The sequence below is a fragment of the Paenibacillus alvei DSM 29 genome, from assembly GCF_000293805.1.
Taxonomy (GTDB): Bacteria; Bacillota; Bacilli; order Paenibacillales; family Paenibacillaceae; genus Paenibacillus_B; species Paenibacillus_B alvei.
This window is the reverse complement of sequence record NZ_AMBZ01000001.1, coordinates 822,871-839,034: the sequence shown is the minus strand read 5'-3', so window position 1 is coordinate 839,034 and position 16,164 is coordinate 822,871. Positions and strand designations below refer to the sequence as shown.

Annotated in this window: 16 protein-coding genes, 1 pseudogene and 2 riboswitches; of the genes and pseudogenes, 14 read left to right on the top strand and 3 right to left on the bottom strand. The window is 46.7% G+C overall.

The genetic code is table 11. The annotated features are described in order from the left end of the window. Positions 1–307 precede the first annotated feature (307 nt). The 5 genes from PAV_RS03820 to PAV_RS03810 all read left to right on the top strand — a co-directional run bounded on the left by PAV_RS03820 (position 308) and on the right by PAV_RS03810 (position 3,910). On the top strand, positions 308–1,285 hold the full coding sequence (locus PAV_RS03820) for a serine hydrolase domain-containing protein (protein ID WP_005543666.1): 978 nt from the start codon (positions 308–310) through the stop codon (positions 1,283–1,285). After that, positions 1,267–1,479: a hypothetical protein gene (locus PAV_RS37130; RefSeq protein ID WP_081505664.1), complete on the top strand. Its 213-nt coding sequence runs from the start codon at positions 1,267–1,269 to the stop codon at positions 1,477–1,479. The genes PAV_RS03820 and PAV_RS37130 overlap by 19 nt, the downstream gene beginning before the upstream one ends. 28 nt (positions 1,480–1,507) lie before the next feature. Beyond that, positions 1,508–2,392: a serine hydrolase domain-containing protein gene (locus PAV_RS03815; protein WP_005543660.1), complete on the top strand. Its 885-nt coding sequence runs from the start codon at positions 1,508–1,510 to the stop codon at positions 2,390–2,392. A 77-nt stretch (positions 2,393–2,469) separates the two neighbouring features. Then, positions 2,470–2,682, top strand: a complete 213-nt coding sequence (locus PAV_RS35830; RefSeq protein ID WP_238555734.1) for a hypothetical protein — start codon at positions 2,470–2,472, stop codon at positions 2,680–2,682. A gap of 163 nt (positions 2,683–2,845) precedes the next feature. Then, the gene (locus tag PAV_RS03810) at positions 2,846–3,910 is read left to right on the top strand and encodes a serine hydrolase domain-containing protein (RefSeq protein WP_005543656.1); all 1,065 of its coding nucleotides are present in this window, start codon (positions 2,846–2,848) and stop codon (positions 3,908–3,910) included. 266 nt (positions 3,911–4,176) lie between these two features. On the opposite strand, the gene PAV_RS03805 is transcribed toward PAV_RS03810, so the two are convergent. Continuing rightward, entirely contained in the window at positions 4,177–4,593 is a 417-nt protein-coding gene (locus tag PAV_RS03805) for an Lrp/AsnC family transcriptional regulator (RefSeq protein ID WP_005543654.1), read from the bottom strand. 134 nt (positions 4,594–4,727) lie between these two features. On the opposite strand from PAV_RS03805, the gene PAV_RS03800 reads away from it, so the two are divergent. From PAV_RS03800 to PAV_RS03790, 3 genes are all read left to right on the top strand, one after another. Further along, positions 4,728–5,486 carry an MBL fold metallo-hydrolase gene (locus tag PAV_RS03800; RefSeq protein WP_005543652.1) on the top strand — a complete coding sequence of 253 codons (759 nt, stop codon included), beginning with the start codon at positions 4,728–4,730 and terminating at the stop codon, positions 5,484–5,486. 191 nt (positions 5,487–5,677) lie between these two features. After that, a complete protein-coding gene (locus PAV_RS03795; protein WP_005543651.1) occupies positions 5,678–6,421 on the top strand; it encodes a response regulator transcription factor in 744 nt (247 codons plus the stop codon). After that, on the top strand, positions 6,414–7,490 hold the full coding sequence (locus PAV_RS03790; RefSeq protein ID WP_005543650.1) for a sensor histidine kinase: 1,077 nt from the start codon (positions 6,414–6,416) through the stop codon (positions 7,488–7,490). The genes PAV_RS03795 and PAV_RS03790 overlap by 8 nt, the downstream gene beginning before the upstream one ends. Positions 7,491–8,073: 583 nt before the next feature. On the opposite strand, the gene PAV_RS03785 is transcribed toward PAV_RS03790, so the two are convergent. After that, positions 8,074–9,228 carry an IS4 family transposase gene (locus PAV_RS03785; protein ID WP_005543483.1) on the bottom strand — a complete coding sequence of 385 codons (1,155 nt, stop codon included), beginning with the start codon at positions 9,226–9,228 and terminating at the stop codon, positions 8,074–8,076. 145 nt (positions 9,229–9,373) lie between these two features. On the opposite strand from PAV_RS03785, the gene PAV_RS03780 reads away from it, so the two are divergent. The 5 genes and pseudogenes from PAV_RS03780 to PAV_RS03760 all read left to right on the top strand — a co-directional run bounded on the left by PAV_RS03780 (position 9,374) and on the right by PAV_RS03760 (position 13,665). Further along, a complete protein-coding gene (locus tag PAV_RS03780; RefSeq protein WP_005543649.1) occupies positions 9,374–10,555 on the top strand; it encodes an FtsX-like permease family protein in 1,182 nt (393 codons plus the stop codon). Further along, positions 10,552–12,074: pseudogene (locus tag PAV_RS03775) on the top strand (serine hydrolase domain-containing protein). The gene PAV_RS03780 and the pseudogene PAV_RS03775 overlap by 4 nt, the downstream one beginning before the upstream one ends. A 149-nt stretch (positions 12,075–12,223) precedes the next feature. After that, on the top strand, positions 12,224–12,460 hold the full coding sequence (locus PAV_RS03770) for a DUF6953 family protein (protein ID WP_005543646.1): 237 nt from the start codon (positions 12,224–12,226) through the stop codon (positions 12,458–12,460). Between the two features lie 145 nt (positions 12,461–12,605). Beyond that, positions 12,606–13,253: a ribonuclease H gene (gene rnhA / locus PAV_RS03765; RefSeq protein ID WP_005543645.1), complete on the top strand. Its 648-nt coding sequence runs from the start codon at positions 12,606–12,608 to the stop codon at positions 13,251–13,253. 202 nt (positions 13,254–13,455) lie between these two features. Further along, positions 13,456–13,665: a cold-shock protein gene (locus PAV_RS03760; protein ID WP_040734930.1), complete on the top strand. Its 210-nt coding sequence runs from the start codon at positions 13,456–13,458 to the stop codon at positions 13,663–13,665. 178 nt (positions 13,666–13,843) lie between these two features. Here the strand turns inward: PAV_RS03760 and PAV_RS03755 are convergent, their stop codons facing one another. Then, positions 13,844–14,806: an NAD-dependent epimerase/dehydratase family protein gene (locus PAV_RS03755; RefSeq protein ID WP_005543644.1), complete on the bottom strand. Its 963-nt coding sequence runs from the start codon at positions 14,804–14,806 to the stop codon at positions 13,844–13,846. A gap of 316 nt (positions 14,807–15,122) precedes the next feature. Beyond that, positions 15,123–15,208: riboswitch (cyclic di-GMP riboswitch) on the top strand. 102 nt (positions 15,209–15,310) lie between these two features. Continuing rightward, a riboswitch (cyclic di-GMP riboswitch) is annotated at positions 15,311–15,396 on the top strand. 63 nt (positions 15,397–15,459) lie between these two features. On the opposite strand from PAV_RS03755, the gene PAV_RS03750 reads away from it, so the two are divergent. Continuing rightward, the gene (locus PAV_RS03750) at positions 15,460–16,113 is read left to right on the top strand and encodes an anthrax toxin lethal factor-related metalloendopeptidase (RefSeq protein WP_005543643.1); all 654 of its coding nucleotides are present in this window, start codon (positions 15,460–15,462) and stop codon (positions 16,111–16,113) included. Positions 16,114–16,164: the final 51 nt, after the last annotated feature.

Sequence of the window (16,164 nt, the reverse complement as noted above, 5' to 3'; positions counted from 1 at the left end):
CAGATAAATTCTGCAATGTATTGATAACAGTTATGACGACGTTCAAGAGGCAACTACGTCATTCATTTGGTTAGATTTAATAGCGAATAGGACGCTTGGTGCATCATGACATTATGTCATATGAGACCGTGTCGTCCCCCATTAAGGTGTTGTTGTTAAAAAATTGGATCATAATGACATTTCATCACTACGAAATGTGACATTATTCAGATAGTTTGGAGTTAAGTCGCGGACATACAGCTTGCTAAATTCACCTGAGTGTACGGTACATGCCGTGATTTAGAAGAAAAGAATAGGAGCGGATTCTATGTTATTTCGAAAATGCTTGTTAGCGAGCTTTGCTATGTTGCTTGGAGGGGCCATGCTGCTGAATACTCCGGCAGCTCGTGCAAGTAATCAAGCGGCACAACAAAATCAAGCACCCCATGTGTTAAACGAGAAGTATACGGGCGTCAAAAAAGCGATGGACGAGCTTGTGGGGGGTAAGAAGGTTCCCGGAGTCCTTGCACAGGTTGTAAAGAATGGAGAGGTGTGGTCCTATGGAGCGGGCCAGGCAAGTATTTATAGTGATCGGAAGATGGATCCAGAGTTCCATTTCCGAATCGGCAGCATCACGAAGACGTTCGTCGCAACTGTAATGCTTCAATTGGCGGAGGAGAAGAAATTAAGTTTGGATGATTCTGTGGAGAAATGGCTTCCAGGCGTGGTTCAAGGCAATGGACACAACGGGAACAACATCACGATTCGGCAGCTGCTGAATCATACGAGCGGCATCGGAGAGTATACATCGCTAGACTTCGTAAATCGGGCGGTGGAGAATCCTTATCGTACGTATTCAGCAGATGAATTGATTCGGCTTGGCATGGAGCAGAAGCCGCAGTTCGAGCCCGGTAAGAAATGGAGCTACACCAATACGAACTATGTATTGGCAGGGGCCATTATCCAAAAGGTTACAGGTAAAACGTACAGCGACAATATCGAAGAACGAATTATTAACAAATTAGGCTTGAAGGGAACCTCCGTTGCAGGCGCGCAATCCTCTTTGCCGGATCCGCATGCACGGGGATATGTCGAATTGGAAGACAAGCAGTACATTGACATTACGGAACTGAATCCTTCCTTGACGAGCGCAGCGGGCGACATGATTTCGACTGCCAAGGATTTAAATGTATTTTTCAGTGCACTGCTAGGTGGAAAGCTGCTGTCACAAGAATCGCTAAAACAAATGCAGGATGGTGTAGAGACCCCCTTTTTGGACGGTATGGATTGGGGATTTACGAAATAACGAAGCGTGCGGATGGAGAGTCAGTGTGGGGCCATAGCGGTGGCATTCATGGATTCCGTTCACTAAGCGGGGGGACAGTTGGCGGAAAATTCGTCATGAGCGCCAACACCAATTTGCTGAAGATTGGAATATCCACTCCAGATCCATTCGCTGAAATCTTCCGTGCAGCGTTTCATGGTATCGACAAGCCGTAATTATTAAAAAATAATTAGGAGGGTTTCTATGTTGTTTCGAAAATGCTTGTTGGCGAGTTTTGCTATGCTGCTAGGAGGGGCCATGCTGCTGAATACTCCGGCAGCTCGTGCAAGTAATCAAGCGATACAACAAAACCAAGCACCCCATGTGTTAAATGAAATGCATGCAGGCATCAAAAAAGCGATAGACGAGCTCGTGAAGCGTAAGGAGGTTCCCGGTGTTCTTGCACAGGTTGTAAAGGAAGGCAAGGTGTGGTCCTATGGAGCGGGACAGGCAAGTATTCATAGTGATCGCAAGATGGATCCAGAGTTCCATTTCCGAATCGGCAGCATCACGAAGACGTTCGTCGCAACTGTAATGCTTCAATTGGCGGAGGAGAAGAAATTAAGTCTGGATGATTCTGTGGAGAAATGGCTTCCGGGCGTGGTTCAAGGCAATGGATACAACGGGAACAACATCACAATTCGGCAGCTGCTTAATCATACGAGCGGCATTGCCAGTTATACAACGGAAGATTTCGCAAAGCGGACAGTAGTAGAGAATCCTTATCGTACGTATTCAGCAGATGAATTGATTCGGCTTGGCCTGGAGCAGAAGCCGCTGTTCGAGCCCGGCAAGGGATGGAGCTATTCCAACACGGGTTATGTATTGGCGGGGGCCATTATCCAGAAGGTAACAGGTAAAACGTACAGCAACAATATCGAAGAACGAATTATTCACAAATTAGGCTTGAAAGGCACCTCCGTTGCAGGCGCGCAATCCTCTTTGCCGGATCCGCATGCACGGGGATATGTTGAATTGGAAGATAAGCAGTATATTGACATCACGGAGATGAATCCATCCTGGGCCAATGCAGCGGGCGACATGATTTCGACTGTCAAGGATTTGAATGTATTTTTAGTGCACTGCTAGGTGGAAAGCTGCTGTCACAGGAATCGCTGGCACAAATGCTGGATGGTGTGGAGACCCCTTTAGGGCGGCCGTACGGATTGGGGATTGTCGAATTAACGAAGCGCGCGGATGGTGAATCGGTGTGGGGCCATAGCGGTGGCATTCATGGATTCCATTCACAAAGCGGGGGGACAGTTGGCGGAAATTTCGTTCTGAGCGCTAACATCAATACGCTGGAGGTTGGAATATCCACTTCAAATCCTTATGTTGAAATCTTCCGTGCAGCCTTTAGTGGTATCGACAAGCCGTAGAGTATTTATTGCAATGTTCATCAATTGAAACGAAGTTCCATCACTACGAAATATGACATTATTCAGATAGTTTGGAGTTAGGTCGCGGACATACAGCTTGCTAAATTCACCTGAGTGTACGGTACATGCCGTGATTTAGAAGAAAAGAATAGGAGCGGATTCTATGTTATTTCGAAAATGCTTATTGGCGAGTTTTGCTGTACTGATAGGAGGATCTATGCTGCTGAATGCCCCGGCAGCTCAAGCACAAGGAGAAAGTAATCAAGCAGCCCAACAAACCCAAGCGCATATGTTAGACGAGAAGCATTCGGGCGTCAAAAAGGCGATGGACGAGCTTGTGGAGGGTAAGAAGGTTCCCGGTGTCCTTGCACAGGTTGTAAAGGATGGTAAGGTGTGGTCCTATGGAGCGGGCCAGGCAAGTATTTATAGTGATCGCAAGATGGAGCCTGAATTCCATTATCGAATCGGCAGCATCACGAAGACGTTCGTCGCAACTGTAATGCTTCAATTGGCGGAGGAGAAGAAATTAAGTCTGGATGATTCTGTTGAAAAATGGCTTCCGGGCGTGGTTCAAGGCAACGGATACAACGGGAACAACATCACAATTCGGCAGTTGCTGAATCATACGAGCGGCATTGCCTGTTATACAACGGAAGATTTCGCAAAGCGGATTGTGGAGACTCCTTATCGTATGTATTCAGTAGATGAATTGATTCGGCTTGGCCTGAAGCAGAAGCCGCTGTTCGAGCCCGGGAAGGGATGGAGCTACTCCAACACGGGTTATGTATTGGCAGGGGCCATTATCCAGAAGGTAACAGGTAAAACGTACAGCGACAATATCGAAGAACGAATTATTCACAAATTAGGCTTGAAAGAAACCTTCGTTGCAGGCACGCAATCCTCTTTGGCGGATCCGCATGCGCGGGGATACGTGGGATTGGAAGACAAGCAGTATATTGACATCACGGAGTTAAATCCATCCTGGGCGAACGCAGCGGGCGACATGATTTCGACTGCCAAGGATTTGAATACGTTTTTCAGTGCACTGCTAGGTGGAAAGCTAGTGTCACATGAATCGCTGACACAAATGCTGGATGGTGTGGAGGCCCCTGTAGGGCGGTATGGATTGGGGATTTACGAAATAACGAAGCGTGCGGATGGAGAGTCGGTGTGGGGCCATAGCGGTGGCATTCCTGGATTCGGTTCACAAAGCGGGGGGGACGCTTGACGGCAAGCACGTCATGAGTGCTAACGTCAATATACTTCAGTTTGCAGGATCGAAGACTAATCCCCATGATGAAATCTTTCGTGCCGAATTTAATGGTGCCGATAAGCCGTAAATAATCATTGTCATGTCCGACAAAGGGACAAAGAATACAGCCGTCTTAAAGACGGCTGTATTCTTTATGTTACGATCAGCATTGGCGGAAGGAGGTTAGAATGTCTGGCTATTTTTGACGTTGAATGATGGGTTGAAGTTTGGTGAGATTCTACTTAAGGGTTTTTCTTAATGACGATGGACAGCTTGTAATTCGCATATTGATTCAATTCCACGAGAAACGCATCTAGTTCCTCATTGGAGGGGAAGCGGCACTCCATCAGATAGCAGCATTCGCCGCTAATTTTATAATTATGCAGAACATAGGTCTGCTGTGTCTCGGCAAACGACAGGAATGGCCGATGATCCGGCTGTTTCGTATAAATTTGGATAAACGCTTGTACAGGATAACCGGCCTTGGCTTGATTCAGTTGAATCGTATACCGCTCAATAATGCCTTCGTCCTCAAGCTTTTGCACCCGATTCGCTGTTGCTTGGCCTGTCATATGAATTTTCTGACCGAGCTCCTTCATGGATATTCGAGCGTTGCGGGACAATTCCTCGATAATGTGTTGGTCAGTAGAATCAAGCATCGTAACAACCTCTTTCATAAATCAAGTAAATGGGGGATAACTCTTGATTCAGCATATGTCTAACTTTCTTCCTTCATATTATCCTATACGCAGGACGAGAAAAAGAGAATTGCTGCCATAGGAGGAATATAAAAATGAAAATTACCCAAATTCGCAACGCTACGCTGATTGTGGAATACGGAGGTCAAAGATTGCTGGTTGATCCGTTTTTAGCTCCTAAGGAGACCTATCCTGCATTTCCGAATACCCCACATGGAGAACTAAATAATCCGCTAGTTGATCTGCCGATGAATATAGAAGAAATCATTCAGGCGGATGCCGTCATTATAACGCATCTTCATCTTGATCATTTTGATGATACAGCCAAATCGACGCTGCCGAAGGAAATTCACATTATTGCTCAAAATGAGCAGGATGCTCAAGCGATTCGTGATGTAGGGTTCTATCATGTCGAGGCGATGAATGATCATACCTCCATAGGTGAAGTTCGTTTGCAGCGTACAGTTGGCCGGCATGGCACTGGAGAAATTGGAGAGCGGATGGGTACGGTATCCGGCTTCGTTCTGTCGCATTCGGAAGAGGAGACCTTGTATGTCGCGGGGGATACGATATGGTGCGATGAGGTGGACGCGGCGATCCAGCAGCATCGCCCTGAGGTCATTGTTGTTAACGGAGGTGCAGCACAGTTCCTGATAGGCGACCCAATCCTTATGACGAAGGAGGATATTTATCGGACGCATCAGGCAGCGCCAGAGTCTATCCTTATTTCATCTCATATGGAGGCAGTGAATCACTGTCTGCTGTCGAGACAGGAGCTGCGCAGCTTTGCTCAAGAGAAAGGGATTGCAGATCAAATTATCGTTCCCGATGATGGTCAGGTCATAAAGTTGTGATGTCTACGATGGTGTTATAGTGCGAGATTGAGAATTAATAGGGGAATTTCATGCTACAGAAGCTGCCGACTGGTTCGGCAGCCTTTTCGATTTCTATACGGAAAATGGCGGAGGTGGTATCATTTTTATTATCTATTTAGGCAAAAGGGAAATTTTGATGGCTTGTATAACTAACGGGAGGGATTGCATATATGTACCGCATCTTGATAGTAGAAGACGATGAGAAGATCGCCTCCGTCATACAAAGAAATTTAGAAAAATATCATTTTGAAGCATTGTGCGCTTCACATTTTCGAGATTTGATGTCCGAACTGACCGCTTTCGATCCTCATTTGGTACTGCTCGATATTAATTTGCCGTATTTTGACGGCTATTATTGGTGCAGGCAGATACGCGCCCGATCCAATCTGCCGATCATGTTCATTTCGGCGAGAGAAGGGGAGATGGATCAAGTAATGGCAATTGAGAATGGCGGCGATGACTATATTACAAAGCCAATCATGCTCGATTTGCTGGTTGCCAAGGTGCGCAGCGTGCTGCGCAGAGTATATGGGGATTATGCCTCCGTCTCCGAGCTTCCCCCGCCGCCGGAGGCGGACATAGTCGCGGAAGGACTAATATTAAGTCTTAGCCGCAACGAGCTTATATGGCAGCAGAGGAAAGTCGGGCTGACGAAGAACGAGCAGCTATTGGCCGAATGCCTGCTCGTACATTGTGGTATTGCCGTGACCCGAGATCAGCTGCTTGAAGCGCTCTGGGACGATACTCAATTCGTGGACGACAATACATTGACGGTAAATGTGAAGAGGCTGCGCAATAAGCTAGGAGAGCTTGGTTTGCCGGATGCAATTCGCACGGTTAGAGGGATAGGATATAAGCTGGTGCTCGGCGAGGAAAGCGAGGGATCGAAGGAGGAGCATAATCTTGATGAATAAATACCCCATAGTGTTTGTTCGTGACCGGCTGCTTTATCTGCTTGCAAGCGCTCTAATCATTGGACTTGGAACCAGCCTGATGCTGCTGAAGCAGGCGCGCTATCCGGAAGCGATGGATGACGGTACGATCGTCTACTTCATCGTGCTTTCACTATTATTTGTAGTCCTATGGCTAGTCGTAGATTACATTCGGCAGAAAAACTATTACAAGGAACTGATGCAAGCATGCACAGATTCCGGCGACGTGAATGCAGCCATACTCGTTCAATCCCCCATCACAAGGGAGCAGATGCTCGTTGCGGATGTGCTGGAGCGCCAACATCGTATCTATTTGAATGAGCTTGGAGCCTACCGCCGCCAGCAGGAGATGCATAATCATTTCGTGCTTCAATGGGTGCATCAGATGAAAACTCCGATATCTGCGGCGGACATGCTGTGCCAGGAGGCGATGCAGCAGATTCCGATATCCAAGGGGGGGCAGAGGCAGCTTGCCGCAAGCATTCAGGAGGAAACGGATCGCATGTCCCGCAGCTTGGAGCTGCTGTTGTATACAGCACGACTCGATAAGTTCGAAATGGATCTCCATATACGGAGAATACCTCTGCATGATCTTGTTCGTTCGGTGGTGAACGGACATAAGCGTCTCTGCATTCGCCATTCTACCTTTCCGCTTATCGAGGGTGAGGCTTGGGTGGAAACGGATGAAAAGTGGATGCGTGTCGTACTGAGTCAGTTCGTCAGCAATGCAATCAAATACAGTAAGAGCAAGCCGGGCGCGAAGCAGCTCCACTTCCGCATCATGAATGACGATAAAGGGGAGTGCCGCCTAAGTATAACGGATGAGGGAACCGGAATTCCGCCGCATGATCTTCCTCGCATATTCGATCCATTCTTCACGGGGGAGAATGGAAGGGCGCTTGGGGAATCGACGGGAATGGGACTATATGTAGCCAAGGAAGTTTGCGGCCGGTTAGGCCATAAATTGTCGGTATCTTCAGAGCTTCATGGAGGGACAACGATGACGGTGACGTTTCAAGCAAGGGGCATCCATTTACTTGAGCGGCGCTGATTGCCGTTCAACTCATTCTCGCAAGGTGACAATCTTGTAAGGTTGCCGAGCGCCGCAATGTCACCTAAATCGATGGGATGCATACGGTTAGCAGGGATATACTTGCGTTGTTGTGATACATCAAGAGATTGTGCATGGGAGGCCAGGAGTTATGAGTACGATCAAGCGGCGAGGGAATAGGGAAACCTCCAAGGGAAAGCGGTCATGACGATTCGATCCCTTGCTTTGCGCAACATTCGCGGGAATTGGCGCTCATGCTGTGCTTTTTTCCTGAGCAGCGCATTTTCTGTTATGGTCTTTTACATGTTTGCCGCGTTTCGATTCCATCCTGATGTGTTGAACGGCCATATATTAGGCGCTGACAAAGTTAGGCAGGGCATGATGTTTTGCCAGTATATCATCATCCAATAGCGTTGCATAAAAGAATCCCACTGCAAATATTAAAGGAAAGATATTGTTGCAGATAAAATAATTTACAGTTTTCTTGCTTTCATATAAGCCAAAAAGTTAAGGGTTCTATGAAAGCAAGTAGCCGCGCCCATTTGGTAATATCTATCATTTCAAGGAACTATTTTCCTGAATCTTAGGTCTTTACGACTTTCTGCCGACCTTTGGAAGTGCGAGCAGGCTTCCGAAAAACAGCTTCTCTGAACGTTTCCCAGGGCTGATACAGCATTGAGATAAGTAGTCGATGTAGATCTAATAAGCTCTTCGTTGTACCAAGCTCCATTTTCATCAAGAGCTGAAGGCTATATGCGATCAAACAAATGAGGATCTGATTCCATACCGCGTTCTCTTGCTCTCCATAGAAACGCGTCAGCTTCAGATGCTGTTTAACCCAACGGAAGAATGTTTCTATCTTCCAACGATTGCGATACAGCTCACTGATCTCTTCTGCTGTTAAATCAAAGCGATTGCTAATGATGCGGATCAGCTTACCCTTTAAATCGGTCGTTTCTACAAGTCGCAATGCCTCTTCCATCTGTTTCTTTCCTTTACCGATTCGAACCATTTGATCCCGATGGATCAAGGAGTTTTCGGCTACTGGAAATTCGGAGAGCGTCTCCACGACCGCGTTGTTCTTCAAACGAGTTACGAAAAAAATGCCTTCCCTGCAGTAATGATCATACTTCTTGTAATCGACATAGCCGCGATCGAACACATAGGTGGCTCCGGTTTCATCAATAAGAGCATCCATTTGAGTACGATCCGCAGGCTTCGCAGGTGTAAGCACTGCCTTTTCTGGATAAACCGTGTCCGGATCGCAAAAGGTTACTCGCAAATGAAGTTTGACACCGGATTTTGTTTTTCGGTACGTTGCCCATTTGTATTTACTTAAACATAGGCTCATCGTCGTGGAATCTAGCAATTTTACTGTGCCGATTCGCCCTGAAGCAGGACGGCTGTGCTCGCTGATTTTCAAGACCAGATCCGCAAATATGCTTTGCAAAACCTCACTGGAAAGCTTGTTGTTTTTCCTTGATAGCTGTGAGGTGCTTATGGACGTAATTCCAAGTTCTTTCTGGAACGCTTCGTTACACTGCAATTCAGTAACGATAGTTCGTAAACAGTCTCGCTGCTGCAGCTGTGCATCCATAAAGATCAAGAGATAGGCCAGTGAATGCAGCTTTTTAACGTACTTATCTTCGCCGGTTTTATCCGTCCAATCTGAAATGATTTGTGCATTTAGTGGTGCGACCCATTTACCAAATGATGAAAGTAGTGTATCCTTGTCCATGTACGATCTCCTATGATTAGGGATTTGGACAGGACTACCTGCTCCCCTAATTATGGAGATTTTTTCTTTGAATGGACGTCGATAATTTAACATTTTTAGTACAATTTAGAATTTGTAATTAGGTCTGAAATTTAATGCAACGCTATTGATCATCATCATATTCTCGGTACTGTTCGTACTGTATTCTAGTACGGCATTCATCAGGACGCGACGGCAGGAATTCGGCCTGCTCACTTTATTTGGAATGACACGAGGGCAACTGCGCAAATTGATTGTATACGAGCATGCAGGCATTGCCATGTTGGCCATTGGATTTGGTATTGGACTCGGCATCGCATTTAGCAAGCTGTTCTTCATGACGATGGAAGTGCTGCTAGATCGAGAGGTGACGATCCTATTTGCTGTGCCAATGGAAGCGCTAGGCTTGACCGTTGTCTGCTTTGCATTGTTGTTTGCGGTCATATCTGCATGGGCTGCCTGCAAGACAGGCCATGGCGAGATCGTTGATATGCTTGGGGCTTCAAGAGAACCGGCCGAACAAGCTGCCTTTTCTCATGGACTCGCAGCTCTGGCAGTCATCTGCTTAGGAACGGCTTATGGATTGGCACTTAGCATAAATATAAGGAATTTCCCGTTGTTGGCCTTGCCGGTTATGATTTCAGTAACGATTGGTACGTACTTATTCTTCACCCAGTTCAGCTTGTTAGTACTGCACTCCATTCAGCGAAGCCCAAGATTCTATTATCATCGAACCACGATGATTATCGTTGGCCAGCTTAGATCCAGACTGAAGAGTAATGCAATGATGCTGTTTCTCGTGTCAATGCTGAGTGCGGTCATGGTGACGGCGTCGGGTGCAATTTACATGATGAAGCGGGCCGTCCAGGTCGACGGCTATCGGACGCAGTACGAGAATGCGCAGAGCCTGATGGGGTTGACGATGTTCATTGGCCTATTCATTAGCTTGTTATTTTTTATGGCAGCGGGCAGCGTGATTTATTTCAAGCTATTTACCGAGCTTCGAGAGGATCAGGCGCATTGCAAGGCACTGTCTCGGATCGGCTTGACGGAAGGCGAAATTCGAGGCATTGTTATGGCCCAAATCGGTATTCTCTTCTTTGCTCCCTGTATTATCGGTACCATTCATGCCTTGATTGCTATGAAGGCATTGGACAATCTCCTGATGCTATCCAACTGGAGCTATTCGTTCGCCGTTATCGGCATCTACCTGGTCTTGCACACGATATATTTTTTAATCACTTGCCATGACTACATGAATAGCATACTGCGAGGTGCCTTTGGGCATAGAATGGGGAGAAAGTTATGAACATTTCACGTATCGTTTGCAAGAAAATAGCCGCAATTGTTGGTTGTATGATGATAGCCATATCTGTAATGGCAACCTGTGCCCTGCCCTATGCTGCAGCGGAACAAGCGGAGGCAGAACACACAGCCAGCACCAAAAAAATTGAGCAATTTATTGAAGAACAACGAGAGCGCAGTCAAATTCCGGGTATGTCCGTTGTTATTGTTGAGAAGGGAAAGACGGTGTTTGAAAAAGGATTTGGCTATGCCGATCTGGATTCAAAAAAACTGTGACAGAACATACGTTGTTCGAATTAGGGTCTACGACTAAGGCTTTTACGGGACTAGCCATTTTACAGCTTGAAAAGGCAGGATTGATTAACCGGACGGATGACGTCAGAAAGTACCTGCCATGGTTCACCATGAACAATGAAGGAAAGCCGGCTGCAATTACAATTGGCCAGCTGCTGTACCATACAAGCGGCATTTCGGCCCGGACGATAGCTTCAATTCCCGAAGACGATACGGATCGTGCGTTGGAAAAAACGATTCGGATGCTGCTGGGACAAGAATTGGATCGCAAGCCGGGCAGCTCACATGAGTATGCAACGATTAACTATGATGTACTGGGACTAGTTATCGAGCAGGTAACGAAGCAGTCTTATGAAACGTATATAAAGCAGCATGTTTTGGAGCCGCTTGGCATGACTGCTTCGTTTGTCGGCATCCAGCCGGTTCTGCCTAGCGAGATGGCGACTGGATACCGAGTGGGCTTTCTGAAGCCGAGATCGTATTTTCCGCCGATTTATCGCGGCAATAACCCAGCCGGATATCTGGTAAGCAACAGCATTGATATTGCGAAATGGATGAACGCACAGCTCGGATATGGATTGAATGAGCAGGTAAGCAAAGAATTAGTGCAAGAATCGCAGAAGCCCGATCTATCCGTGGATCCGATCGATGATACCTACTATGCAAGCGGGTGGAGCATCGGAGAGGATCAGAAGCTTATTATGCACGCAGGTGCGAACCCGACCTTCTCCTCTTATATCATTTTACAGCAGGATCGGCAGCTTGGGGTTGCTGTCATGGCCAATAGGATGAGCGATGCTACGGCTGCTATTGGCCAAAGCGTGCTGACGCTGTGGAAGGGAGAGAACCTCAGCGATACGGTACCGAATGATCGGATGCAGGCCCTGGATCAAGCAGCAGTGAGCGCAGTCGGGATTACAGGAGGGCTTGCCCTGCTGGGATGGCTGGCAGGTGGAAGGCTCGCCTGGAATATCGCGAAGCGGAAGCGTGTATTGGTTTCGCTTGGTGTTATGCGATTAATTGGATTTGTAGCCTTGCTGCTTGTGTGTGCAGGGGGGATTTGCTTGGTGCTTGCGCTTCCGAAGTTATTCCTTGGGGGCATGCCATGGTCGTTTATCGCCGTATGGTCTCCGCCGACGATTCTCCTTGCTGCATACTGCTTGGCAGCGATGTTTGCAGGATGGTTTGTATACGGTGCCTTGAAAATCGTTACGAAGAAAACGGAATAATGGATTACGTATTAAGAATGGGAAAGCTGTCGGATACCGATGGCTTTTTTATTAGGGATAATTTGCGGAGCACATTAGGAATATGATGCGGGCTCAATTATAATGAGAACAGGCTGAAAGTATCGATATGAATTAGGAGTGGAATGTTGGTGGAATACACGGCTCAACAGGTAGCGGAATGGATGGTCGATGAAATCAGAACAAAGGGCGTTGCTTATCAGAGCGATGTCATTGAATATGTGAAGGCCAACTTCGGAGAGCATTTTGTATATGTGAACGAGAATGGAAATGCTTCACTCGACAAGGAAGTCAAGAAGGCGTTCCGCAAGCTCCATCGCGGCAAAATTGCGTGGGACAGAGACGGATTTTGCTGGGGATGGACGTAAACGAACGTCAATGGATGTCAATGGACGTCAATGTGATGAGGGAACGCTGGATAATAAGGGGCATCATTTGCTTTTTGTGCATCTGGTGGATGGCAGGCGATTCGCCGTCAATAGAGAAGTAGAAGGTGAAGGAGCGGTATGATATATGGCGCAGCAAAAATACTATGTGGTATGGGAAGGCAGTAAGCCGGGAATTTATACGAGCTGGCCGCAATGTCAGGCACAGGTGAGCAATTATAAGGATGCAAAATATAAGTCCTATACATCCAAGGCAGAAGCGGAGAAGGCCTATCAGGAAGGCTGGAAGAAGCATTGGGGACAAGGTGCGGCAAAGAAAGGAGCGACCGGTAAATCGAAGGGAGCCTCAGCTCCTGTATCCAAATCGGAAATTGATTATAATAGCATTTCCGTAGATGTAGGGACGAGGGGGAATCCAGGCCCAATCGAGTATCAGGGCGTAGACACGAAAACGGGAGAGGTGCTCTTTGCAAAAGGCCCAATTCCAAATGGCACGAACAATCTAGGGGAGTTTCTTGCCATTGTACATTCCTTGGCTTATCTTAAGCAGCAGGGCAGTAATAAAACAATTTACAGCGATTCTCGGACAGCCATGAAGTGGGTTCGGGAGAAGAAGGTGGCGACCACACTGGTTCGCAATGAGTCAACGCAGGAAGTATGGAATCTGGTCGACCGGGCGCTTCACTGGCTGCAAACGAATACGTACAGCAACAAAATCTTGAAATGGGAAACGGAGCATTGGGGCGAGATTAAGGCTGATTACGGCAGAAAATAGAAGCTTTTCAACAACTCCTTTTGCTTAGATTTGTGCGGAATTGGAATGGAGAACCACTTTTCATACAGATTAATTTGGAAATATGGTATAATGGAACAATACTGATTCGGCTGTAGTCGCAATATCGTGCCCCGAACGTGACGTTTGGGGCTTTTATATTTACAGTCGGCGTATCAACATATCATGTGAGGAGAGATGGGGTTTGTACAGCTCGCGGAAGAAATCACAGGAGGATGTGCCGATGGAAATGACATCGGTGTGGATATGTTCGAACGAAGAATGTAATGGATGGATGAGAGACAATTTCTCGTTTTCCAATGAACCGACATGCCCGCAATGCAAGTCAGCTATGGTCAAGGGCGAGAAGAAGATAGCTGTTCTTGCTAACACAAGTCCAGTTCAATCCAAATAAGGGTTGAAGGAAAATGCTTTATAGTACTATTTAGCTTTTGGGGACACGGATAACGTGTTTCTTTTTTAGATGATGACAATACCTAGAGAAGAGGCAGTTCTAACAAGTCAGCAATTTTAAGTTGTTGACTAAGTTAGGACTGCCTTTTCTTACTTCAGACCAGTTTCAATTAGTCCAGTTAGTGATAAGGTGTTTTCTGCTGTCGGTTCATTAGATCCTCAACTGCGTCTGTAATGGCCTCCTGCAAGGTATATTGGGTATGGAAGCCCAGCATGCGGATCTTGTTATCGTTCCAGATGCGGTTGGTCGTTAATGTATCCCGTGCAAAAGGTGACATGTGATACGATTTCAACTGCTTCTCTGTTAGAGTTGCGGGAATATGGAGTTCAGCTGCTGACTTCCCTACAGCGTCATCAATGGCTTTCTTCAACTGCTTCCAGGATGTGTCGAACCCTTTTAACACATAGATACCGTTGTCTTGTGCGGGCTGATCGTAGGTTCCGAGCCATGCCATTGCGCGACCGATATCGCGGGTATCTACAAGCGATACCTTGGCTGCTCCACTCTCAACTATAGGATACTGATCGCTCTGATGAGTCTTGAACATTCGTGCAAAGAATGATGTCTTATCTCGAATGCCGATCGCACTGGCTGGCCGCAAAATGATGGACGTCATTCCGGTTCGGTCGCCAATTTCCCTCACAATCTGTTCCCTTGTCAGTCCTAATTGCTGAATAGGGTATATCGGCTGCGTATCATATTGTTCATCGATTGGTTCATTGCTGTGGAAGTCATAGACAACAATGGTGCTCAGTTGAATGAAACGAGCTACCCCTTGGGCAGCTGCAGTTTCTGCCAGTAATCTCGTCAATTGAATCTCTACAGGCGCTTCTGCACGTATCATCGTATGGAGCTTCGCATCTGCCGTACAGTTGTACACCACATCATGTCCCTTAATAACGTTGGCCACCTCTGCTGGATCCATCAATTGAAGTCGAGTTACATGAACGCCCATTTGCTCAAGCCATAAGGTGTTGCTTGTATGGCGCGCCACAGCAGTTACTTCGTGTCCAGCAAGCAGCAACTGTTCAACGACATGGCTTCCAATAAAGCCAGTGCTTCCGAATACAATTGCCTTCATAGATCTATTCCCCCTCTGTCTTACCCCAATAGCTCCTTCACATCCAAGGTGCGCCCTGTTGTGCTGTTATCATAATCGAACTGCTTTTCTAATAAAAGTACGGTTATTTTGTATAGTAACTATTCAATAAAATAGTAATAGAAGCTTTTCGTTGTGCGTGATAGAGACAGGGTTAGGCACAATACTGCCTTAGGTTGGGCAAAAGGAGCTAATTTTCTTGTAAGAAATTGCCGTTTCTTGCTTGACTTTCGATTCTAGCAGCATTAATCTGGTGATATAGAACTAATAGATTTATTTTCCAAATTGATAGAGTCTATATAGATAAAGGCAAACCCATCGAAAGATGGCGACGCAAAACTATAGGGGCTACGGCGAATTTCGCTAAGCCAGCCAGTTACCGGGTATAGAGGAATAGCGGCAGCGAAAATGCACGTTACGATCCCTTCTTATTTCGGTAAGTGGGGATCTTTTTTATTGCTTGTAAACTTCATATCGCACTCCGTATTTGTATAAAGGCAAAGCCATTGAAAAATGGTGACGCAAAGCTATAGGGGCTACAGCGTATCTTGCTAAGCCAGCCAGTTACCAATCATGAAGCAGGGCAGTGCTGAATCGATCATTCAGTTGTTTTCGCTTCGGGAGGAGAATGTATCGTGAAATGGGACAAGCGTGTTGTCGCACTTATTCTTGCAGTTATGATCGTATGTCCGTTATTTGCAGCTCCGGCTCATGCACAGGAGCAGTCCATTTTGGACAAGCTGGTTGTGTTGCCTAGCGGTGAATACAACCATAGTGAGGCGGCTGCAATGAAGCAGCGGCTGGAGAAGATTCCAACATCGATCTTGGACGCCTTGTACAGCAAAGGGGTTAAAATTAAGCTTACACAAGGCGCCATAACGAACGAGCCGGAGCTTGCTTATCTGAAAGGGGTAGTACCTAGAGGATGGGAAGGCACTGGGTTAACATGGGATGATGTTCCCGGAGTGAGTGAGCGAGTAGTTGCAGTTCGCATTGGATATAGCGAGAAAGGGAAGGGTCATAATTCGCTCAATCTGGAAATTCACGAAACACTGCATGCTGTTGATCGTCTTGTACTCAATGAAGTAAGCGGCACAGACGAATTCATAAATATTTTCAACAAAGAAGCAAGTGTGAAATACAAAGGCGATGGCTATGTATCGGCATACCCAACGGAATATTTCGCTGAAGCGGCAAGTTTGTACTTGTATAGCGATGCGACTCGGAGCGATTTGAAGGACAGCATGCCATTAACGTATGAGTTTATGGCTAAGCTGTTTGCCAACTGAGAGCCTTACATAGAAGAAGAAGCGCCTCCTCGACATGCGTCGAATAGGCGC